The sequence below is a fragment of the Caulobacter sp. DWR1-3-2b1 genome (assembly GCF_049895765.1).
Taxonomy (GTDB): Bacteria; Pseudomonadota; Alphaproteobacteria; order Caulobacterales; family Caulobacteraceae; genus Caulobacter.
In genome coordinates, this window is sequence record NZ_JAFCSZ010000008.1 from 1 (window position 1) to 19,958 (window position 19,958).

Annotated in this window: 21 protein-coding genes and 2 pseudogenes; 7 read left to right on the forward strand and 16 right to left on the reverse strand. The window is 67.1% G+C overall.

Translation table 11 applies throughout. The features are described 5' to 3' along the window. Positions 1 to 118, reverse strand: a pseudogene (locus ACP69S_RS09570) (IS481 family transposase); the annotation flags it as partial. Positions 119 to 380: 262 nt separating this feature from the next. Here ACP69S_RS09570 and ACP69S_RS09575 point away from each other — a divergent pair. From ACP69S_RS09575 to ACP69S_RS09590, 4 genes are read left to right on the forward strand one after another with little or no spacing between them, the layout of a single operon-like run. Further along, positions 381 to 608 (forward strand): hypothetical protein, encoded by a 228-nt coding sequence (locus ACP69S_RS09575; RefSeq protein WP_425996610.1) that lies wholly within the window; start codon positions 381 to 383, stop codon positions 606 to 608. A 16-nt stretch (positions 609 to 624) separates the two neighbouring features. Further along, positions 625 to 1,248, forward strand: coding sequence for an HWE histidine kinase domain-containing protein (locus ACP69S_RS09580; protein ID WP_425996611.1), 624 nt, complete (start codon positions 625 to 627; stop codon positions 1,246 to 1,248). Next, complete coding sequence (locus ACP69S_RS09585) at positions 1,233 to 1,547, forward strand: hypothetical protein (RefSeq protein ID WP_425996613.1); 315 nt, start codon at positions 1,233 to 1,235, stop codon at positions 1,545 to 1,547. Before ACP69S_RS09580 ends, ACP69S_RS09585 begins: the two co-directional genes overlap by 16 nt. After that, positions 1,544 to 1,900, forward strand: a complete 357-nt coding sequence (locus ACP69S_RS09590) for a response regulator (protein WP_425996615.1) — start codon at positions 1,544 to 1,546, stop codon at positions 1,898 to 1,900. The genes ACP69S_RS09585 and ACP69S_RS09590 overlap by 4 nt, the downstream gene beginning before the upstream one ends. A gap of 678 nt (positions 1,901 to 2,578) precedes the next feature. Here the strand turns inward: ACP69S_RS09590 and pseG are convergent. From pseG to ACP69S_RS09605, 3 genes are all read right to left on the reverse strand, one after another. Further along, complete coding sequence (gene pseG / locus ACP69S_RS09595) at positions 2,579 to 3,586, reverse strand: UDP-2,4-diacetamido-2,4,6-trideoxy-beta-L-altropyranose hydrolase (protein WP_425996617.1); 1,008 nt, start codon at positions 3,584 to 3,586, stop codon at positions 2,579 to 2,581. Continuing rightward, on the reverse strand, positions 3,583 to 4,299 hold the full coding sequence (locus tag ACP69S_RS09600; protein ID WP_425996619.1) for a cytidylyltransferase domain-containing protein: 717 nt from the start codon (positions 4,297 to 4,299) through the stop codon (positions 3,583 to 3,585). Before ACP69S_RS09600 ends, pseG begins: the two co-directional genes overlap by 4 nt. A 119-nt stretch (positions 4,300 to 4,418) precedes the next feature. Next, positions 4,419 to 5,096, reverse strand: coding sequence for a winged helix-turn-helix transcriptional regulator (locus ACP69S_RS09605; protein ID WP_425996621.1), 678 nt, complete (start codon positions 5,094 to 5,096; stop codon positions 4,419 to 4,421). Positions 5,097 to 5,287: 191 nt separating this feature from the next. Here ACP69S_RS09605 and ACP69S_RS09610 point away from each other — a divergent pair. Beyond that, positions 5,288 to 6,128: pseudogene (locus ACP69S_RS09610) on the forward strand (DUF899 family protein). Here the strand turns inward: ACP69S_RS09610 and ACP69S_RS09615 are convergent. The 7 genes from ACP69S_RS09615 to fdxA form a co-directional block, all read right to left on the reverse strand. Further along, positions 6,086 to 7,267, reverse strand: a complete 1,182-nt coding sequence (locus ACP69S_RS09615) for a mitochondrial fission ELM1 family protein (RefSeq protein WP_425996622.1) — start codon at positions 7,265 to 7,267, stop codon at positions 6,086 to 6,088. The pseudogene ACP69S_RS09610 and the gene ACP69S_RS09615 overlap by 43 nt on opposite strands. Positions 7,268 to 7,459: 192 nt before the next feature. Beyond that, positions 7,460 to 7,933 (reverse strand): transcription elongation factor GreA, encoded by a 474-nt coding sequence (gene greA / locus ACP69S_RS09620; RefSeq protein WP_425996624.1) that lies wholly within the window; start codon positions 7,931 to 7,933, stop codon positions 7,460 to 7,462. A 175-nt stretch (positions 7,934 to 8,108) separates the two neighbouring features. Beyond that, positions 8,109 to 9,785, reverse strand: coding sequence for a methyl-accepting chemotaxis protein (locus tag ACP69S_RS09625; protein ID WP_425996626.1), 1,677 nt, complete (start codon positions 9,783 to 9,785; stop codon positions 8,109 to 8,111). Continuing rightward, on the reverse strand, positions 9,782 to 10,063 hold the full coding sequence (locus tag ACP69S_RS09630) for a hypothetical protein (protein ID WP_425996628.1): 282 nt from the start codon (positions 10,061 to 10,063) through the stop codon (positions 9,782 to 9,784). Before ACP69S_RS09630 ends, ACP69S_RS09625 begins: the two co-directional genes overlap by 4 nt. A 201-nt stretch (positions 10,064 to 10,264) precedes the next feature. After that, positions 10,265 to 10,930, reverse strand: a complete 666-nt coding sequence (locus ACP69S_RS09635; protein ID WP_425996630.1) for a glutathione S-transferase family protein — start codon at positions 10,928 to 10,930, stop codon at positions 10,265 to 10,267. Positions 10,931 to 11,116: 186 nt separating this feature from the next. Further along, positions 11,117 to 11,632 (reverse strand): CarD family transcriptional regulator, encoded by a 516-nt coding sequence (locus ACP69S_RS09640; RefSeq protein ID WP_425996632.1) that lies wholly within the window; start codon positions 11,630 to 11,632, stop codon positions 11,117 to 11,119. Positions 11,633 to 11,921: 289 nt separating this feature from the next. Then, positions 11,922 to 12,263, reverse strand: a complete 342-nt coding sequence (gene fdxA, locus ACP69S_RS09645; protein ID WP_425996634.1) for a ferredoxin FdxA — start codon at positions 12,261 to 12,263, stop codon at positions 11,922 to 11,924. A gap of 251 nt (positions 12,264 to 12,514) precedes the next feature. On the opposite strand from fdxA, the gene ACP69S_RS09650 reads away from it, so the two are divergent. Then, positions 12,515 to 14,599: a putative bifunctional diguanylate cyclase/phosphodiesterase gene (locus tag ACP69S_RS09650; RefSeq protein WP_425996636.1), complete on the forward strand. Its 2,085-nt coding sequence runs from the start codon at positions 12,515 to 12,517 to the stop codon at positions 14,597 to 14,599. 214 nt (positions 14,600 to 14,813) lie between these two features. Here ACP69S_RS09650 and ACP69S_RS09655 read toward each other — a convergent pair whose 3' ends face one another. From ACP69S_RS09655 to ACP69S_RS09665, 3 genes are all read right to left on the reverse strand, one after another. Beyond that, on the reverse strand, positions 14,814 to 15,095 hold the full coding sequence (locus tag ACP69S_RS09655) for an RNA-binding S4 domain-containing protein (RefSeq protein WP_425996638.1): 282 nt from the start codon (positions 15,093 to 15,095) through the stop codon (positions 14,814 to 14,816). Beyond that, complete coding sequence (locus tag ACP69S_RS09660; RefSeq protein WP_425996640.1) at positions 15,092 to 17,638, reverse strand: helicase-related protein; 2,547 nt, start codon at positions 17,636 to 17,638, stop codon at positions 15,092 to 15,094. The genes ACP69S_RS09655 and ACP69S_RS09660 overlap by 4 nt, the downstream gene beginning before the upstream one ends. A 162-nt stretch (positions 17,639 to 17,800) precedes the next feature. Next, complete coding sequence (locus ACP69S_RS09665; protein WP_425996641.1) at positions 17,801 to 18,283, reverse strand: Lrp/AsnC family transcriptional regulator; 483 nt, start codon at positions 18,281 to 18,283, stop codon at positions 17,801 to 17,803. A 113-nt stretch (positions 18,284 to 18,396) separates the two neighbouring features. Here ACP69S_RS09665 and ACP69S_RS09670 point away from each other — a divergent pair, with 113 nt between their 5' ends. Beyond that, positions 18,397 to 19,029 carry a glutathione S-transferase family protein gene (locus ACP69S_RS09670; protein ID WP_425996642.1) on the forward strand — a complete coding sequence of 211 codons (633 nt, stop codon included), beginning with the start codon at positions 18,397 to 18,399 and terminating at the stop codon, positions 19,027 to 19,029. 9 nt (positions 19,030 to 19,038) lie between these two features. Here ACP69S_RS09670 and ACP69S_RS09675 read toward each other — a convergent pair whose 3' ends face one another. Together ACP69S_RS09675 and ACP69S_RS09680 are read right to left on the reverse strand one after the other, a co-directional pair. Continuing rightward, on the reverse strand, positions 19,039 to 19,533 hold the full coding sequence (locus ACP69S_RS09675; RefSeq protein WP_425996643.1) for a type II toxin-antitoxin system VapC family toxin: 495 nt from the start codon (positions 19,531 to 19,533) through the stop codon (positions 19,039 to 19,041). Continuing rightward, the gene (locus ACP69S_RS09680) at positions 19,533 to 19,778 is read right to left on the reverse strand and encodes a type II toxin-antitoxin system Phd/YefM family antitoxin (RefSeq protein ID WP_425996644.1); all 246 of its coding nucleotides are present in this window, start codon (positions 19,776 to 19,778) and stop codon (positions 19,533 to 19,535) included. The genes ACP69S_RS09675 and ACP69S_RS09680 overlap by 1 nt, the downstream gene beginning before the upstream one ends. Positions 19,779 to 19,958 lie beyond the last annotated feature (180 nt).

The following is a 19,958-nucleotide window of genomic DNA, read 5'->3' on the forward strand; positions in this document are numbered from 1 at the left end:
CGGTCTTGGGGTTGATCCCATGACGCTTCGCCAGGCCCCTCAGGCTCTCTTGACTATGCTGTATCGCTCGACGGACCGCCGCTGTCGTTGTGGCGCTCCCGTGGTGTACCTGCCCCATAACGCATCCTTCCAACCATCGGAAAATAGTGCACCATCAAAGTCCGGGACCAAACATCTAGGGTTTGCGCCGCGCTCGCCTTAACCATGCAACTGAAATTAGTCAAAGCTTGACCGATCGCCTCGCCTTGTAGCGGAATCCGGCCGTGCTAGTGGTGAGATTCAGTCGCTTGGAACCCGCCTAAATCCTTCTCGGGAAAGGGATCGAGCGATTTCCAGAGGGACTCAAGCGTCGCGTTCTATCCACTAGGTTCGCCTTCCGAGTGAGTACCGGCGAAGCCTTGATGATGTTGGATCTGGCGACCAGCGACGCTCCCAGAGGGCCAACAGATACGGCTCTGCTGACCCTGGTCGAGACCATCGAGGCTCTCGCGGGCGCCCGCACAATCGATGACGTCGCTTCGGTGGCGCGGTCCTCGGCCCGCCAGATCTCGGGCGCCGACGGCGTCGCCTTCGTGCCGCGACGAGGGCGACTGCTGGTACCTGGATGAGGACGCCATCGGCCCGTTGTGGAAGGGCCGGCGCTTTCCGCTGACCGCCTGCATCTCCGGCTGGGCCATGCTCAATCGGCAGACCGTGGTCATCCCCGACATCTATCTGGACGACCGTATCCCGCACGACGCCTATCGCCCGACCTTCGTCAAAAGTCTGGTGATGACGCCGGTACGGCCCGAAGATCCTATCGCCGCCATCGGCGCCTATTGGGCCGACCGCCACACCCCGTCGCCGGACGTGGTGGCCAAGTTGCAGGTCATGGCCCGCGCCAAGGCGGCGGCGCTGGAGAGCGGCCGGCTTTACGCCTCGCTGAACGAGTCGCTGGAGCGTCGCTCTTTCCTGCTGCGCGAACTGGATCACCGGGTGAAGAACACCCTGGCCTCGGTGCAGTCGATCGCCAGCCAGAACCTGCGCACGGCGCTGTTGCCCGCAGCCTTCGCAGAGTCGTTCGAGGCGCGGCTGATGGCTCTGTCGCGGGCTCACGAACTGCTGACCCGCCAGGCCTGGGGACGGGCCGACCTGCGCGATATACTGGCCACCGCCGTGGAGCCGTTCGGGGACTGGAAGGCCGGCGCTTCACCGCGCGCGGCCCCGCCATCGACATCAGCCCCGAGACGGCCGTGGCCATGCACATGACCCTGCACGAGCTGGTGGTGAACGCCGCCAAGTACGGCGCTTTGTCGGCTTCCAATGGCCATGTGGTTGTCGACTGGGAGATCGAGAATGCGCCCGGCGGGCGGGAGCTGGTCCTGCGCTGGATCGAGCGCGGCGGGCCCAGAATCGCGGCCCAGCCCACCCGGGAAGGGTTCGGCTCACGACTGATCAAGCGGGGCCTGGCGCGGGATCTCAATGGCTCGGCGGTAATGGCTTTCGAGCCTGACGGTCTGTGCTTCACCCTGCGGATCCCCTTGTCGACGCGAGTAAGTCCGGCATGACCAAGCGCATCATGATCGTCGAGGACGAGGCCCTGGTGGCCATGATGGTCGAGGACCTGCTGGGCGATCTGGGCTGCGAGGTGGCCGGCTCGTTTGGTGCGGTCGGCGAAGCTCTGATCTGGCTGGACGGCAGCCAGGCCGACCTCGATGGGGCTGTGCTGGATGTGAACATCGGCGGCGAAATGGTGTTCCCGGTCGCCGACGCCCTGCGCCTGCTCGGTGTGCCCTTCGTGTTCGCCACCGGCTATGGTGACCTGCCGCGCCGAGGATTTGAAGACATTCGTGTACTGAGTAAGCCTCTCATTATCGGCCAACTGCGTCAGGCGGTCGAGGAATTCGGCGAAGCGGCCTGACTCCTCTTCAGGAGTCGCGGCCGCCAGCCGGCGCGATACGCGCTCTCCGTTCACAGCTTCGCAACCTCACGCGGGAAACCGCCGAGTTGGTGGGAAGGGTCGCGGAGCGCCCGGGCCTCGCCCGGATGAGGGGTATTTCAAGTACCGTTTCGACGAAGACAGACGCTCCGCGTGATCGTTATCCCTCTGGCCGGGGCGCGCAGGTCTCGTTCAACCTTTCACCCCCATCCGGGCTTGCCCTGCCTCGCGACGGACCCAGCCCTGAAGCTGCAAGCCACGCCGATTCCGGAGGACCCGGAACGAACCTTCGGGCGGGCGGGGATCCTGGCAGATCCCCGATGGACAGGTTTACGTCCCCTGTCCTCACTTTAAGCACGCCGACACGGACATTCGTCCGACCGGTGGCCCCGCTCGATCACGCCTGACAGCCGTCGCTGGTCGCCGGCCGGACGCCCTTCCCGTGCTGTCAGGTGGAAACAGTATGCGGGCGGTTTCAGCGCGTCTGATCGGCGCGCTCCAACTATTTTTAGTACGTTGATATCGTTGCGCTTCCTATCGGAAAGCTCAGGGATGGAGGGCAGCCAATCCCCGTTCTCAAGTTCAGGCGTCCCCGACCAGTGCGCCGAAGGGCTGTTAAAGAGCCGTGCGGGCGTGGTGGCCGCGGGGCGTTCGGCGGCCTCAGGCCCCGGCGATCCGCGCTCGGAACGTCGTCGCCACCCGCTGGGCTCCGCCGCCGTCGCAGACCTGGGCGCTGGCTGTCGATAGCGCTGCGCGCAACTCCGCGTCATCTATCAGCCGGTCGATCTGGGTCCTGAATGCCGTCTCGAACGTCCCGGTCGAGACGTCGAGGCTTGGGCTCGCGCCCACCGCTTCTAGCGCCATGGCGGCGGCGATCTGGTTGTCGGCCAGGATCAGGGTCAGGGTCGGCAAGGCCAGGACGCAGCGCTCCCAGCTGGTCGAGCCGCCGGCCCCGATGGCGAGGTCGGCGTTCAGGGTCAGGCGAGGCATGTCCTGGGTGTCGATGTGTAGAACCAGGCGCGGATCTTCAAGGGCGCGCAGGCGTGGCAGGCTGGGCGCGCCGCTTCCCACTGCCACGTCCAGGACGATGTCGCCCAATCGGGGCAGAAGCAGATCGACCACGCGGCCGGTGATCCCTCCCACATCGGTCAGGCCCAGCGAGATCAGGATGCGCCGCACGGGGCCGCCGGCCACGCGGCGGGCCAGGGCTGCCTCGCGCAGGGCCGGGAAGGCCGGACGCACTGGCGCGTGGTTGGGACCCAGCAGCAGCACCGCCCCCGGCGGGGTCAGGCCGGCATAGTCCTCCGCCCGCCGCGCCGGGCCGGCGTCGAGCACCAGATCGGCCTCCAGCGGGCGGTTGGCCAGGTCGTCGATGACCAGGGTGGGGCGGCCCCTGGCCAGGGCGCGGTGGTCGGGGGCGGAGAGGCCGTAGTGGTCAAACACCACGGCGTCGAAAGGCTCGGCGGCCACGGTGCTAAGGGTCTCAGGCGCGAAGGTGGCCAGCACCGAATCGACTGCCGGACGCGCCAGAAAAGCGCAGGTCGCGCCAGCGTCCGTCAGGGCCTGGGCCAGGGTCAGGGACCGCATCACATGACCGCCGCCGACATCGGGTCCGGCGTCGCAGACGAAGAGGATGGCGGGGTGCCCAAGGGGAGAAAGGAGAGTCATCCGCGCCGGTCGCCGCCGTAATTGGCCAGGTCCGGCCGCTTGGCGACGAAGGCCTTGATGTCGGCCGAACTGAAGTTCCTGCTCGTGGGATAGAGGTGGTCGTAGACCGTGGCGACGAAGGCGTAGTCGTCCGGCCGGTCGACCGTCCAGCGGATGGCGTCCTCGCCCGGGGTGGCTGGCAGCCAGGCGATCTTCCATTGCAGAGGGTTGTTCCAGACATCCCAGGTGACGTGCTCGCGAGCCTCAGGGCTGTCGGCCTGCCGCGCCGCGCGGCGCAGACCGTCGGCGGTGATCACCTCGACGTCCAGCCCCTTGGGCCAGGCCGCGCCGTCGGGGCTGTTGCTGGCATAGTCGGCGCCGGTCGACAGGTGCAGGTCGATGGTCGCGTCGATCAGTTCGGGATCGGCCAGCGGGCAGTCGGCGGTCAGGCGCACCACGTGGTCGGCGGGGTGGGCGTCCAGGGCGCCGATGAAGCGCTCCAGCACATTGTCCAGCGGCCCGCGGTGCACGGCGATCCCTTCCTTGCGGACGGCGTCGGCCAGCACATCGTCGCCGGGCTGGTCGCTGGTGGCCACCACCAGCTTGTCGATGCGGCGCGAGCGGGCCACTCGCTCGATCTGCCGCACGATCATCGGCTCGCGCAGGATGGGCATCAGCACCTTGCCCGGCAGCCGGGTGGAGCTCATGCGGGCCTGGAGGACAGCAAGGATCAAGGGCGCGCGATCAAGTAGACGAGGGGTTCATGGTGAGTCCTCCACCTTTCGTAGACCATAGTGAGCCGCGCCTCGCGGGACAATGAACGCGGCCAAGACGGCGCGAGGCCGGCGAGGCCTCAGCGCGGCGTCGCCGTGTCCGGCGCGGGCGCGGGCAGGGGGAACAGGGTCAGGAAGCGCTGGACGACGGCCGGGTCGCCCTCGATCCGGACCGCGCCCGAGGCAGTCAGGGTCGCCACGTCGCCAGCGTCATAGAGCAGAGCGGCCAGCGGGTCGGTCCCGGCCTCGATCACCGCGTCGGGAGCGGTGGTCGTCCCGGGGCGCACGTCCAGCGTCTGGTCCTCGATACGGGCGACGAAGCTCTGGTCGCCCAGCCGCAGCACGAGGACCGCGTCGAAACCCCAGGCCGCCTCGGCGTTGAACATCATCCGCAGCGACAGGACCAGCGAGGCCGCGCTCATCGGCAGCTCCCCGGGCAGGGTCGGCGAGCGCGCCGCCCAACGACCCAGGTCCTTGATCACCCCCTCCAGCTGGGCGCCCCACTCGGTGAGTTCATAGACCCACGAGGCGGCCGGTGGCGGCAGCTTGCGGCGGCGCACCACCGAGCCCTGCTCCAGTTCCTCAAGGCGCTGGGTCAGGACATTGGGGCTGATGCCAGGCAGGCCAGCGCGCAGGTCGGTGAACCGCCGCGGACCCAGCACCAGTTCACGCACCACCAGCAGCGCCCAGCGCTCGCCCACCAGGTCGAGGGCGTGGGCGGCGGCGCACCCGTCGTCATAGCTGCGCTTGCCGGCCATTAGGACAGAGCTTCCAGAATTGATATTGCCCCTAAACCAGATAGGTTTTTTTAGGAGTATAAGATCTTTGTATAATACCATACCGCGCCCCGACGCCGCAAACCGTCATTGAAGTCGAAGATGCAGGAGCCGAGCATGGGCCTTCATCCATCGTATCGCGAGTCGAATGGACGCAGGCCCGCAAGGCGCTGCTGGCGCGCGCGAAGGCCTATAAGCGGCTGCGCGACGAGCTGTCCGCCGAGCGCCGCGCCCTGCTGTGGGTTCGGATCGACAAGGACTATATGTTCGACGGTCCGCAGGGAAAGCTGGCCTTCGCCGACCTGTTCCGGGGCCGCAGCCAGCTTATCCTCAAGCACTTCATGTTGGGTCCCGGCTGGGACGGCTGCGTGGGCTGCTCGTTCGAGGTCGACAACCTCTTGGGAGCCTTGACGCATATCGAGCATCACGACGCAGTCTTCGTCAGCGTCGCGCGCGCCCATCGCCGAGATCGAGGCCTACAGGGCGCGGATGGGCTGTGGCATCCACTGGGTGTCGTCGTTCGACAGCGATTTCAACTTCGATTTCGAAGTCTCGTACCGGCCCGAGGCGATGGTGTCGGGCGACACCACCTACAATTACGAGACTAAGCTGGTTCCGATCGAGGAACTGTCGGGCCTCAGCGTGTTCTTCAAGTCCGAAGCAGGCGAGATCTTCCATACCTATTCGACCTTCGGGCGCGGCCGGCGCGCTGATCCTGGCGCCGCTGGCGATATGGAGCAGGGCGCGGGCCTGGTTCTCCGGCGGGGCGGCCGGGCTGGTCGGCATGGGCCTGATCGTGGCCGGGGCCCTGTTGACGGCCAACGCGATCCGACACCTGGGACATCACACGGCCCGGGCGCGGGCCAACCAGACGTCGCTTCTGGCCCAGATCGCGGCCCAGCCAATCTGCTCGGGACCCTCGGCCGCCAGACCGCCACCTGTCGGGTGACTGGCGGAACGCCGAGGCGGAGCTATTGGGCTTTGGGCTTGCGCCTGGCTCCGGGTTTTGGCTGAGCGGGTTTAGCGGCGCCTGGCGTGGCGGCCTTCGTTCTGGGCTTCCGAGTCGCCTTGGGCGCAGCTGCCGATTGCGGCGCGCTCGCGGCGACAGGTTCGGGCGTGGCGGCGACTTCGGTCTCGACTGCAACCTCCTTGACCACTGTCTCCCCCCGCATCCGCGCCAGCACTTCGCGGGCGGCCCGACCCGTCTCGTCCACCGGCTCATAGCTCCAGCCATGATAGGCCCCGCCATAGGGCCGGGCGGCGCCCTGGCGTTCCAGTTCCTCGTGGAAGATGCGGAACTTCAGGCTGGAGCCCTCCATCTTCAGGATGAAGACCGGCTTGCCCGTCGAGGCGGCCTCGGTGGCCATGTTGGTCGAGTCCTCGGTGACGAGGATGTAGTCGGCGGCCGCCAGGAAGGCGAAATAGGGATTTGGACCTTCACCGTCCCAGATCATGCCGGGCAGATGACGCAGGCGGGCGGTCAGCAGGGCGCGGGCCGGCTCCGGCGTGCGGCGCGAGAAGGTCATCAGCAGGGATCCGCCATCCTGCTCGAGCGGGATCTGGATCTGGTGGGCCATCTGGGCGGCGCGTTCCACCGGCAGGTCGAAGGCTTTTGACTTGCCGCCCAGCAGCACGGCGACGCGCGGGCGGGGCAGGTCGTCGAGCTGGGCCTTGAAAACCTCATACTCGCTGGCGAGCCGCGTGGCCGTGACCCGATGCGGCGAGCCGGTGATCGGCAGGATGTTGTCGCCGCTCAGCCGGTCGTGCTTGGGCGGGATCACCAGGTCGAACATCTGGGGCGGGACACGCGGGTCCTGGATCTGGACCACGAAGGTTTTGCCGCCCGACCAGCGCTTGGCGCGGATCGACAGGGGCAGGGTGGCGCGGCCGGCGGCGATCCACAGGTTGGGCCAAGGACCGTTGATCTGGCTTTCGGGCGTCAGCCAGCGGCGCGGGAGCAAGTTCAGCCACCAGGGCAGACGACCGATGCGGCCGGTCCAGCTGACGCGCTTGACCTCGATGGTCGCCTCGCCGCCCTGGGCTCGCGCCTCGCGAGCGACCGCTTCGGCCAAGCCTATGGCCTGGGCCTCGATGCCGGCGCGACCGTCGGAGATGGCCCAGATAATCACGGGAAGTTTCGCGGGTGTCTTCAAGGGGTCTTCCCGGCGAGCACGGTCATGCAGACAAGGCCGCTCCCGAGGGAGGCGGCCCTGCTCCATGGTCTCGCTTTATGGCGCGGGTTTGGCAGCCGAGCCACTCTGAAAGAGTGGCTCTAACTAAGGTTGGAGCGTGACGGTCGCCGAAACCGGCTTCCACTTTCGGCTGTCACGCTCTCGCCTAGAGGCCTACAGCCACTCCACCTTGAGGATCTCGTAGGCCTTCACGCCGCCTGGCGTGTTGACCTCGACGACCTCGCCCACTTCCTTGCCGATCATGGCGCGCGATAGCGGGGAGGACAGCGAGATGCGGCCCTCCTTCACGTCGGCTTCGTGATCGCCAACGATCTGGTAGCGAGCCTCTTCCTCGGTGTCTTCGTCGACGACGCTGACCGTCGCCCCGAACTTCACCTGCTTGCCTGAAAGCTTGGAGACATCGATCACCTGCGCGCGGGCGATCTTGTCCTCGATCTCGGCGATACGGCCTTCGATCCAGCCCTGACGTTCCTTGGCCGCGTGATACTCGGCATTTTCCGAGAGGTCGCCGTGTTCGCGCGCCTCGGAGATCGCCGCGATCACGGCGGGACGCTCGATCGTCTTCAAACGCTTCAGTTCTTCGTCGAGGGTTTGATAGCCCCCGGCGGTCATCGGCACTTTTTCCATTGCGGATTTTAGCTCGGTTCGCCTTGGGAGGAGAGACGTCCCGTCGCTGGCGCTCGCGACCGGGGGCTGAAAGGATAAGAGGCGCGTTCACGATAAGCAAGGGGGCGGGCGCCCCCGTTCCGTTCACGAGCGGAAATTGGCTCTGGTCTTCAGACCTTTTCCGGGGGCGGGCGGATCAGAATTCCTGCCAGTCTTCCTTGACCGCGACGGCGGCCGAACCGCGTCCGGGGCGAACGGCGGTGTTGGGCCGCGCGCGCGGCGGCGGCGCGCTGACGGCGATGTCAGCCCCTTCCGAGACCTTGAACCGGCCCACCAGCGCGGCCAGTTCACCCGCCTCGCCCTTCAGCGAATGGGTGGCGGCGGTGGCCTGCTCGACCATGGCGGCGTTCTGCTGCACCACATGGTCCATCTGGTTCACGGCGGCGTTCACCTCGTGCAGGCCGGTGGACTGTTCGTTGGCCGAAGCGGCGATCTCATTGACCAGGGTGTCGATCGAGGCGACCTGACCGACGATGCGCTGCAAGGCTTCGCCGGTCTGGCCCACCAGCGCGACCCCGGCGCCGACCTGCTGGGTCGAGGTCGAGATCAGGGTCTTGATTTCCTTGGCGGCGTCGGCCGAGCGCTGGGCGAGCGCCCGCACTTCCTGGGCGACGACGGCGAAGCCTCGGCCGGCTTCACCGGCCCGCGCGGCCTCAACACCGGCGTTCAGGGCCAGCAGGTTGGTCTGGAAGGCGATCTCGTCGATGACGCCGATGATGTTGCCGACCTTCTGCGAAGAGCCTTCGATCTGGGTCATGGCGGCGACCGCCTGCTCGACGATCTCGCCCGAGCGCTGGGCATCGGTGCGGGTGTTGGCGACCACTTGCGAGGCCTCCTTGGCGCCCGAAGCGGTCTTGCGGACCGTGGCGGTGATCTCGTCGAGGGCGGCGGCGGTTTCTTCCAGGCTGGCGGCCTGCTGCTCGGTGCGGCGCGACAGGTCGTCGGAGGCCTCGGCGATTTCGTCGGCCCCGGCGCTGACGGCCCGAGTGGTCCGCGAGATGGCCTGCATAGCCGCCTGCACACGCTCGGCGGCGGCGTTGAAGTCGGTTCGCAGCGCCTCATAGGCCTGGGCGAAGCGAGTCGTCAGGCGGACGGTCAGGTCGCCCTTGGCCAGGTCGGCCAGGCCTGCGGCGATGGAGGCGACGGCCTCGGCGCGCTGGCGCTCGGCGATCGCTTCGGCCTGGGCGGTCTGGGCGCGATTGGTCTCTTCGGAGCGTCGGGCGCCTTCGGCGACATCATTGGCCGCGCGGACGGCTTCAACGGCTTGTTCGGCCTCGGCGCGGGCCTTGTTGGCGGTGGCGAACATGTTGTTGACGCTGAAGGTGGTGGCGACCAGGGCGCCGGCCTCGACGATCAGGATCACGGCGTGGACCAACACCCGTCCAAGGCTGGCCGAGCCGGGGAAGACGGCCTGGGGCAGCAGGAAGCTCAGGCCAAGATGGTGCACGGCCACGGTGGCGGCGGCGGCGGCGATGACCTTCCAGTCGCAATAGACCACAAGCAGGGCCAGGGCGGCGAAATAGGCCATGTGCATGTCGACCTGCCAGGCGTGACCGCCCATGGCCGCGACCAGCAGCGAGACTTGGGCCATCAGGGCCACGCCCGTCAGGGACCGGCCCAGCGAGCCGGCGACTTGGATCGCCAGAGTGGCGGCGCCGGCGGTGATGATCGAGGCGATGGCGACGCCGAGCATGGGTTCATGCACCGCGGCGCGGGCGCCCAGAACGACGCCGACCATAACCCAGGTCAGCAGGACGACCAGCTTGCCGCCGGCCTGGCGTTGAGTGTCGAGGCTGGGAAGGGCGAAGGTCATGGGCGAGCTTCCTTGGGCGCGCAGACGCCCGCGAGGTCAGGGTCGAGAAGGATCAGGGCGCCGGCTGACCGGGCGCGTTGCGCCAGGTCCGTCGGGTCGCCCCGGAGAATGAGGATGAACGGCGCCGAGCCTGTCGCGGCGATGTCGCCGGCCGAACCGGCGGCCGCGACGGCTTGGGCGGGGCTCCACCAAGGCGGAAAGATCGCGGCGACGCGCGACGGGTCTCGCGGAGCGGCATTGACGGTCGCCGCCGCGAACAGACCCGAAAAAATCGCCAAGGTTGTGGCAAGGATCGGCCCAAGGGAAGCGGCCGCCTTTGCAAACATTGTCGTGGTCTTCGCCAAGATTCAGTCGTGCCTGAATGGCCCGAGAAGAATTTCCCGCAGCCGATCTCTCACCAGTGCTGAACTTTGGTTTCCCAAATCTTAAATCACCGCATTGCGCGACATTTTAGCGCTTCGAAAAAGTGCAAGTCCTGCTCAACTCGCGTAATCGTAAGGGCCGCCGCGTTCCAGGGCTGCGCGATAGGCAGGGCGCGCATGGATCGCCTTCAGGAACGCCTTGATGTTTGGCCGCGACGTCGCTCCGGCCCGCGCGGCGGCGGCCTCGAGCGGGAAGCTCATCATGATATCGACGGCCGTGAAGTCCTGGCCGGCGAACCAGGCTGTCCTGGCCAGTTCGGCCTCCCAGTAATCGACATGGACCTTGATCTGCGGATCGACGAAGCCGGTCTGGGCCTTGCTGGCGATGACCTTGACCAGCCCCTTCAGCAGGCCGGGCGCGCGGGTGGGCAGGGCGGTGAAGACCAGCTTCAGGAGCAGCGGCGTCATGGCCGAGCCCTCGGCATAGTGCAGCCAGTAGGTGTAGCGCAGGCGCTCGGCGGTTCCCGCCGCCGGGATCAGGCGGCCCTGGGCATAGGTCTCAATCACGTAATCGACGATGGCCCCGGTTTCGGCGACGGTCTTATCGCCATCGACGATCACCGGCGACTTGCCCAGCGGATGGATGGCCAGCAGCTCAGGAGGAGCCAGCATGGTGGTCGCATCGCGCTCGTAGCGTTTGACCTCATAGGCGACGCCAAGCTCCTCCAGCAGCCACAGGACCCGCTGGCTGCGGGAATTATTCAGGTGATGGACGATGATCATGGCGGGCTCTCCGGTCTAAAGGGCAGGGTCGCGCGGGGGCGTCCGCGTTAGTCAAGCAGGATCGGGCCAAGTCGCCGCTAACTGAGCAAGCTGTCGTCCCCCGCGACGTGCTTGTGATCCCCCAAACGACAAACGCCCCCCGCCGCGAGGGCGAGGGGCGTCGTGTCTTCAGCCGTGAAGTCCGCCTTAGGCGGCTGCGGCGGTCGCCTTGACCAGCGACTTGGTCAGGATGCCGATAGCGGCTTCGCGGTCGATGCGCTCGATTGCGGCGACTTCGCGGGCCATGCGGTCCAGGGCCGATTCATAGAGCTGACGCTCCGAATAGGACTGTTCCGGCTGGTTCTCGGCGCGGTGCAGGTCGCGGACGACCTCGGCGATCGAAATCAGGTCGCCCGAATTGATCTTGGCTTCGTATTCCTGGGCGCGGCGCGACCACATGGTGCGCTTGACGCGGGCGCGGCCCTTAAGAGTGGTCAGGGCTTGCGACACGACATTGCCCTCGGCCAGAGGGCGCAGACCGGCGGTCTTGGCCTTCTTGGTCGGGACGCGGAGGGTCATCTTCTCGTGATCGAAGGTGATGATGTAGACTTCGAGCGACATCCCGGCCACTTCCTGGATCTCGACGCCCTGAATGCTGCCCACACCGTGCGCGGGATAAACGACGTGATCGCCAACCGAGAATTCCAGACCGCTCTTGCTCATGTTCGTCCTCATCAATGCGAGCCCAGGGGCCCGGAACACCGTCATTCGTTCCGTCCATTAGAGACAGCCCGGCGACCGCGAACTGGGCGCGGGAGCCAAGCCAGGACAGGATGTGGAATTAACCTCTAAGACACCCTTCGCCTTCGATCGGGCGCGCCGGTTGAACGGCTCTTCGACAAAAAAACGGACAGCCGCAAATCGCCGCAACCGTCACGTTGGCTGCGACAATATCATAAAATTCAGCCTCATGAAAGGCTTGCGGCTGGTTCGGGTCCCGTAAGGGGGCGGATCAGGAGCCTTTGCCGGGCTTTTCGCTGAAGTATTTCTCGAACTTGCCGGTCTCGCGCTCGAAGTCGTCGCGGTCAGCGGGCGGTTCGCCCTTAACCGTGATGTTAGGCCAGACCTTGGCGTAGTCGGAGTTGATGCGCAGCCACTTGCCGTCGGCCTCATCTTCGGTGTCGGGCTTGATGGCGTCGACCGGGCATTCGGGTTCGCAAACGCCGCAGTCGATGCACTCGTCGGGATTGATGGCCAGGAAGTTCTCGCCCTCATAGAAGCAGTCGACCGGGCACACCTCGACGCAGTCCATGTATTTGCAACGGATGCAGGCGTCGGTGACGATGTAGGTCATCGAGAACTCGATTGGTGCTGACGGCGTTCGGCGCGGGCGTTTTCGAAGGCGCGGGCTCGCTTGTCAATGCGGCTTGCTCGCGCGGAGTCGCAGGAATTCTCGCGCCGTCGTCAGAGATGGCCGTGGGAGGCCCCCGGTGCGGACGAGGCCGCGACGACAGGTCATCTGGTCGCTCACGATTTCTTAGCCAAAATAACGCCAGTCTTCGAGCGAGGAAACGCTTAAAGAAAAAACGTCGAGAACCCGACACAATGAACAAGTCGACCGTGGAGGTCCGGCGGTCGCCCGAGTCCGAGTCCGGACCGGGGCGACTGGCCGACGCACGCGCCGCCGCCTTTTCGCAGTTCGTGCTCCAGTTGCCGTTCGCCGCGGCGCTGCTGGATCGCGATCTGCGCCTGCTCGCCACAAGCCGCGAGTGGGCCGCCCATGGCCTGGCGCCCGACCTGCGCCCGGGCGTCGACGCGCGTCGCGCCCTGGTGGCGGCCGAGGACGTCCTGCCCTTGATGAAATGCGCCGAGGAAGGCGAAGCCTTTTCGCGCTATCTGCCGGCCCTCGATCCCGACGGCGTCCAGCAAATCTGGCGCACCGAATTTTCCGCCTGTCGCGACGATGGCGACGAGCCCTATGCGGTGATGGTCACCGCCCGCGATGTCACCGGCTATGCCGAGGCCACTCTGCGCGCCGAGCGCGACCAGCAACGCCTGCGCATGGCGCTGGAGCTGGATGGCCTGCTGGTGCGCGAATACGATCTCCACACCCGCGAGCTGCTGTTCTCGGGCGCGACCCCCGATCTGGAAAAGTGGTGCCGGTTCAAGACCGACCCTCTGGAGATCATCCATCGCGACGACCGCGACCGGGTGGCCGCCCTGGTCGCCGCGCGCAAGCCGGGCGAGACGGGCGTCTACGAGTTTCGCCTCAATCGCGACGACGGGGTGGAGACCTGGGTGCGCTCGGCCAGCAAGGTGCTGATCGGCGCCAACGGCCGGCCCGAGCGCCTGGTCAATCTGTTCAAGGACATCACCGACCGTCGCCGCCAGAGCGAGGCGGTCGAGACCCTGGCCTTCAAGGATAACCTGACCGACCTGCCCAACCGGGCGCTCTTCCAGCTCCGGTTCCAAGAGGCGGTGAACGCCTCGGAGCTGCTGGGTGAGATGTTCGGCCTGATCATGATCGATGTCGATCACTTCAAGGATATCAACGACACGTTGGGCCATGACGCCGGCGACGCCCTGCTCAAGCGCCTGGCCGAGATGCTGCGCTACGCCTTCCGCGCCGACGACACGGTGGCCCGGCTGGGCGGCGACGAGTTCGCGGTGATCCTGCGCGGCCTGCACAGCGAGGCCGACATGCTGCGGCCGATCCAGACCCTGCAGGAGCTTTTGCGTCGTCCAATCGAGCATGGCGGCCGCAGCTTCACCTGCAGCGCCAGCATCGGAGCGGCCCTGCACGGCGACATGGACGCCGACCCTTCGCACATGGTCAAGAACGCCGACATCGCCCTCTACCGGGCCAAGGACGCGGGTCGCAATCGCAGCGTCATGTTCCAGCCCTCCATGCGCTCGGAGCTGGAGCAGCGGATCGAGCTGCTGCGCGACGTGCGGGCCGGCATCGCGGCGGGTGAGTTCTTGCTGTTCTATCAGCCTGTGGTTGATATCCGGGTCGGCGGCGTCACGGGCTTCGAGGCTCTGATGCGCTGGGCTCACCCCGAGCAGGGCGTGCTGGCGCCGGCCCGGTTCATGGCCGCCTTCGAGGATCAGGACCTGTCGCTGAAGCTGGGCGATGTGGCGTTCGAGGCCGCCCTCAAGCAGATGCGGGCCTGGCTGGACGCCGGCGTCGAATTTGGCCGGGTGGCCGTCAACATTTCGGCCGCCCAATTCCGCAGCGGCCGACTGGCCGAGGAGATCCAGGATCGCCTGGCTCGCTGGAACGTGCCGTGCGATCGCCTGACCATCGAAGTGACCGAGAATGTCTATATGGGCTGGGGCTCGGACATGGTCAGCGAGACCGTGTGCCGGCTGCACGACGCCGGGGTGATGATCGCCCTGGACGATTTCGGCACCGGCTATGCGAGCCTCGCCAATCTGCGCCAGTTCCCCATTGACCGCCTGAAGATCGACAAGTCGTTCGTCCAGAACGCCGAGGACGAGGCCATCGTCAAGGCCGTCATCACCCTGGGCTCGTCCATGGGCATGAAGGTGGTGGCCGAGGGCGTCGAGGATCAGGCCCAGCTGGACGCCCTCGTCGGCTACGGCTGCGATCAGGTTCAGGGCTATCACTTCGGCCGGCCGATGCCGGCGGCGGATGTGCCGGGGTTCCTGGCGGGATTTGTGCAGTAGTCTCAAATCCTCCCCCTGGCGGGGGAGGTGTCGCATATGGAGTTGCAGCGAAAAACGCTGTCATCCCGGACAACCCCGGCAAAAGCCGGGGGCAGATCCGGGACCGCTGGAAGTGCTGAGATCAGGCGTCGGTCCCGGATCGGCGCGCTGCGCGCTTGTCCGGGATGACAACCGTTTTTGGTCATGGGCGATAGCCCTGCCTTCAGGGGAGGATCTACCCCACCGCCTCGTACAGCTCGCGCGACTCGCTGGCTGACCCACGCCGTTCACCGGACGCCAGCACTCGCACGGCGATCACCCGGCCGCCGAGCCCAAACACCAGTAAATCCCCGCTCTTCAGCGCCCGCGACGGCTTGTCCACCCGACCCTCGACGCCACCGCGCGTCAGCCGGATCCGGCCTTCCTCGACGAAGCGCGAGGCCAGCGAGCGCGTCTTGAAGAACCGCGCGCGCCACAGCCAGACGTCGGCGCGGCAGGCGTCGTCGGTCTCGCTCATGACGCGGCGGCTTTTGGCGCGGGCTTGCGGCGGCGAGGGCGTTTGCGACGTGGCGGCGGCTCGGTGAGCTTGGCCAGGGCGGCGAACGGCGAGTCCGGGCGGGCTGCGACGGGTTTGGGATCGAGGCGCTGGGCGCCGCGCCGCTTCCAGATGATCGGGGCGTCCGACTTGGGGCGAATAGCCGGTGTGTAGTCCAGCGCCCGCAGCACTGCCGAAGCCTGGGCGGGGGTCCAGCTGAGGGTCTCCAGCGCCGCCTCGGTCAACACCACGCCGCCGGGCCGCTGCTCTGCCCGCAGCAGGTCGTCGAGCTTCTCCAGCGTCTCGACAGGAACCGTGAAGCCCGCCACTGCGCGCAGACCGCTGGCCGCCAGTTCGCGCGCCGAAGGGGCGGGCGAGGGCAGGGCGGCCAGCCTGGCCACATCGCCGCGCCAGCCGCCGGGGCTCAGGGCGCGGGCGCAGGCGACGGCCTCGGGCCGCAGCATGGCCGGCAGATAGAGGGTGAAGGCTCCGATCCGGACACCCAGTGATTTCAAGGTGCGGCGCTCGGCCTGGCTGAGGGCCTTCAGTTCCGGATCCAGCGGGCGCTTGTCCAGTATCCCGGCGGCTTCCAGCAGGCGGTGGGCCAGGCCGCGCGGCAGGCCGCGAAGCTCGCCGCCGGCCAGGGCTCGTTCCAGCTTGCGCAGCGGGGCCAGATGCCGGTCTGCTTCCGTCGCCAGGAAGGCGTCCAGCCGCCGCTCGGCCCGCTCGCGCACGGTCGCTGGACCCAGTTCGCCCAACAGTCGGGCGCGGGGCGACAGCAGGGGCAGGCCTTGCCGCGCGACGCCCGCGATCTCGCCGCGCCAGAGGATCGCGCTTTCGGGATTGAGGGCGAAGGCATCGTCGGGCTCGGCGGTCAGGGCGCCCAGGCGGCGGGCGATCTCGGGGCCGACCGCGCGAACCGCAGCGTTGCGCAAAGCCTTTTCCTCCAGCGCGCTGGCGCCCTTCTCCGGCGTGAAGGTGACGCCGGCCAGATGGCCCACGACATGGCCCTCGACCGTCACGGCGCCGTCTTGGCCGACCCCGGCCAGCATGGTCTCGCGCTCGCCCAGTTGCCGCATCAGCACGCTGGTGCGCCGGTCGATGAACCGGGCCATCAGCTTCTCGTGCAGGGTGTCGCTGATGCGGTCTTCGAGCTGACGGGTGACGCCTTGCCAATGGGCCGGGTTGGCCAGCCAGTCGCCGCGATTGGCGATATAGGACAGGGTCCGCACGCCCGACAGCCGCCCGGCCAAGCTGTCGATCTCGCCGTCGGTGCGATCCAGCGCCTTGAACTGGGCGTTGATCCAGTCTTCCGGCAGCCGCTTCTTGCCCGTCGTCAGGTCGTCGAACAGTGTCTTGACCATGCGCTGATGATCATCGTCGGTGGTCTTGCGAAAGTCCGGCGTCTGGCAGACGTCCCACAGGCGCAGGAGGGCCGAGCGGTCGGCCTTGCAACGGGCGATGACGTCGTCCTGCTGGGACAGCTTGCGCAGCGTACGCTCGTCCAGCACCTCGTTCGACAAGGTCAGGCCGGCGCGACCCGGGCCTTGGCCCAGCGACTTTAAGAGCAGAGGCAGGGAGCCGAAGTCGAGGCGGGTGTTGCGCCACTCGGCGGCGATGATCGGCTCGAACTGATGGTTGACCACGCTCTCCACGAGGTCCTCGTCCATCTCCTCGCAGTCGCCGGTCACCCCGAATGTGCCGTCACGGGTATAGCGCCCGGCGCGGCCGGCGATCTGGCCAACCTCCTGCGCATGCAGCCACCGTGTGCGCACGCCGTCGAACTTGCGCAGGCCCGCGAAGGCCACATGGTCGACATCCATGTTCAGTCCCATGCCGATGGCGTCGGTGGCCACCAGGAAGTCGACCTCGCCGGACTGGTAGAGAGCGACCTGGGCGTTGCGGGTGCGAGGGCTGAGCGAGCCCATGACCACGGCCGCCCCGCCGCGCTGGCGCCGGATCAGTTCGGCGATGCCGTAGACGGCGTCGGTCGAGAAGGCCACCACAGCGCTGCGCCGGGGCAGGCGGGTCAGCTTCTTTGAGCCAGCATAGGACAGGTTGGAGAACCGCTCGCGCGACACGATCTCGGCGTCGGGCAGCAGGCGGCGCACCAGCGGGGCCATGGTCCCGGCGCCCAGAAGCATGGTCTCGTACTTGCCCCGGGCGTGCAGCAGACGGTGAGTGAAGATATGGCCGCGCTCGGGGTCGGCGCACAGCTGGATCTCGTCGATGGCCAGGAACTCGACCTCGCGGGCCAGCGGCATGGCCTCGACCGTGCAGACGAAATAGACGGCGCGCGGCGGGGTGATCTTCTCTTCGCCGGTGATCAGCGCCACCGACGCCTTGCCGCGCAGCTTGACGACCCGGTCATAGATCTCGCGCGCCAGCAGGCGCAACGGCAAGCCGATCATGCCCGAGGCGTGGCCCAGCATCCGCTCGACGGCCAGGTGGGTCTTGCCGGTATTGGTCGGGCCCAGGACCGCGGTGAGCTTGGAAGGCGCCAGGCCGGTCGATCGGTCGCTCATGGAGTAGACATGGTGCGGGAATCGGAGGGAGGCAAGCGGGAGCGTGGGCGGTTGAACGACAAGCCCTCTCCCTGAAGGGGGAGGGGCGCGAAGCGCCGGAGGGGAAGGAAGCGGGCGTTCATTGCACTGCCCTCTCCGTCGGCTGCGCCGACACCTCTCCCTTCAGGGAGAGGATTTTAACAGCGGCACCCCCAGCCCCACCTTCACCCGGTCCATCACCACCAGGGTCCGGAAGCGCTTCACATTGCCGCCGTCGAAGAACAGTCGCCGGGTCAAGGCTTCGTAGTCGGCCATGGTCGGGACAGTGATAACCAGCATGAAGTCTGCGTCGCCGGTGACGTAGTAGCACTGCTGCACCTGCTGCTCGGCGATGAGCCGGGCCTTGGCGGCGTCCAGCAGGTCAAGGCGCTCGTTCTCCAGATGCACCTCGACGAGCAGGGTGACGGCCTGACCGACGCTGGGCGGATCGATGACCGCGACATTGGCGGTGATGACCCCCGCCGCCTCCAGCTTCCTGATGCGGCGCTGCACGGCCGGGGCCGAGAGGTTGACCGCCTCGCCGATGGTCCGCTGCGGCGTGCTGTTGTCGCGCTGAAGGATGTCGAGGATCGCCAAATCAAAAGCGTCGAGGTTTTGAGCGGGCAAGGCAGGTCCAGACGAAACAAACTTGCGTTAAAGCGAGCGAAACTAAGCCCATCTTTCGCGCTCCAAACAATAGTGTCTCGCTCGCCCACTCCCCCCGGCGAGGTCCCATTTCAATGCAGTTACTCTACCAGACCCACTCTCCCTATGCCCGCAAGGTGCTGGTCATGGCCCACGAAACCGGCCTCGCTGGTCTCCTTCACGTGATCCACCAGGAGACCAGCCCCACCCTGCGCAACGATCTGGTGTTCGCGGCCAATACGCTGGGCAAGGTGCCGGTGCCGGTGCCGGTGCTGATGTTGGAGGGCGGACTGACGCTCTTCGACTCATCGGTGATCTGCGAGTTCCTCGATGGTCTGCACGAGGGACCGCTCCTGATCCCCGTGAAGGGGCCGGAACGCTGGCGGGCGCTGCGGCTGCATGCCCTGGCCCAGGGCATGATCGACGCCGGCATCGCCCTGCGTTGGGAAACCGAGCGCCGTCCGGCTGAAGTGCGCTGGTCGCCCATGGCGGACGGGCAGACCGAGAAACTGATCGCCGCCTACGACTTCGCCGAGCGCGAGGCGCCGACCGGGCCGCTCGACCTTGGCCAGATCGCCCTGGCCGCGGCGCTGGACTGGCTGGAGTTCCGGGCTCTGCCGGACTTCCGCGCGGGACGGCCGCGGCTAACCGCGCGGTTCGAGGCGTTCACGCGGCGGCCGTCGATGACCGCGACAACTTATCGGGGCCAGACGCGGGACGCGGCTTGATCTAGATGTTTAGCCTCGCACGAAGATGTTTCTCAGCCACAGCGAACTGGCCTTGGATGCCTGACCCCAATCCTCGTCGTCAGCGGCCTCCGGGGCGTAGTCCCAGGGATTGAGCAGCTTCAGTCGCGCCGACTTGAACGCGGCGATGTCGCGGGTCACCAGGGTCAGGCCGTGTTCCAGCGCCGTGGCGGCCAGCAGGGCGTCGCGCGTCGTGGCGAGGGTCAGGTGCGCGCGGCGGCGCACGACTGCGGCGTCCACGGGCAGGATGCGGCCCTCGAAGGCCGGTCCGACCTGGGCGTCCAGCCAGTTCCGCAGCGCCGCGCCCGCCGCCTTGTCCGAGCGCTCGACCCGGGTGGCGCCGGACTCCAGTTCCAGCAGGGTCAGGGCCGAGATGAACAGGCTGGCGCGCTGGACGCCCGACCCCCAGGCGGCCAGGGCCGGCGAGGAGCCCCCGGATTTGGCGTTGCGCAGTTCGAAGATGATGTCGGTGTCGAGCAGGTACATCAGTCGCCGCTCCGGCCATCCCACGCGCCTGATCGGGCGGCGGCCAGATCCATGGGCTCCAGGCCCGGCATGGCCAGCAGGTCGACGATGGTCTCGGTCTGGCCGATCAGCTTGCGATAGGCCTCGACGCTCATCAGCACATGGGTGGCCTTGCCCCGGTCGGTGACGAACACCGGCGCGACTCGCGCGGCGCGCTTGGCCTGGCTGACATCCTGATTGAATGCCCGGCTCGTAATGACCTTCATGTGCCTATGTACCTACAATGACAAGGCTGTCTTGTAGGTACGTTACTACCTTGTTGCGTCGAGGCAACAGAAAATTCACGAGCAAATACAATCTTCTGCGCGACGCCGAAAATTACCGGCGCCGGGCTTGCACCATTTTCGAAAGCCTGCCCCCTTTTCGGCAAGACGCAGGCCGAAAGG

What these genes read in the sequence shown, in the direction of transcription:
- ACP69S_RS09590 (WP_425996615.1), top strand. Translation starts at nt 1,544, where the DNA reads ATGACCAAGCGCATCATGATCGTCGAGGACGAGGCCCTGGTGGCCATG.
- pseG (WP_425996617.1), bottom strand. Translation starts at nt 3,586, where the DNA reads ATGACTCTCCTTTCTCCCCTTGGGCACCCCGCCATCCTCTTCGTCTGC.
- ACP69S_RS09605 (WP_425996621.1), bottom strand. Translation starts at nt 5,096, where the DNA reads ATGGCCGGCAAGCGCAGCTATGACGACGGGTGCGCCGCCGCCCACGCC.
- greA (WP_425996624.1), bottom strand. Translation starts at nt 7,933, where the DNA reads ATGGAAAAAGTGCCGATGACCGCCGGGGGCTATCAAACCCTCGACGAA.
- ACP69S_RS09625 (WP_425996626.1), bottom strand. Translation starts at nt 9,785, where the DNA reads ATGACCTTCGCCCTTCCCAGCCTCGACACTCAACGCCAGGCCGGCGGC.
- ACP69S_RS09635 (WP_425996630.1), bottom strand. Translation starts at nt 10,930, where the DNA reads ATGATCATCGTCCATCACCTGAATAATTCCCGCAGCCAGCGGGTCCTG.
- ACP69S_RS09640 (WP_425996632.1), bottom strand. Translation starts at nt 11,632, where the DNA reads ATGAGCAAGAGCGGTCTGGAATTCTCGGTTGGCGATCACGTCGTTTAT.
- fdxA (WP_425996634.1), bottom strand. Translation starts at nt 12,263, where the DNA reads ATGACCTACATCGTCACCGACGCCTGCATCCGTTGCAAATACATGGAC.
- ACP69S_RS09650 (WP_425996636.1), top strand. Translation starts at nt 12,515, where the DNA reads ATGAACAAGTCGACCGTGGAGGTCCGGCGGTCGCCCGAGTCCGAGTCC.
- ACP69S_RS09655 (WP_425996638.1), bottom strand. Translation starts at nt 15,095, where the DNA reads ATGAGCGAGACCGACGACGCCTGCCGCGCCGACGTCTGGCTGTGGCGC.
- ACP69S_RS09660 (WP_425996640.1), bottom strand. Translation starts at nt 17,638, where the DNA reads ATGAGCGACCGATCGACCGGCCTGGCGCCTTCCAAGCTCACCGCGGTC.
- ACP69S_RS09670 (WP_425996642.1), top strand. Translation starts at nt 18,397, where the DNA reads ATGCAGTTACTCTACCAGACCCACTCTCCCTATGCCCGCAAGGTGCTG.
- ACP69S_RS09675 (WP_425996643.1), bottom strand. Translation starts at nt 19,533, where the DNA reads ATGTACCTGCTCGACACCGACATCATCTTCGAACTGCGCAACGCCAAA.
- ACP69S_RS09680 (WP_425996644.1), bottom strand. Translation starts at nt 19,778, where the DNA reads ATGAAGGTCATTACGAGCCGGGCATTCAATCAGGATGTCAGCCAGGCC.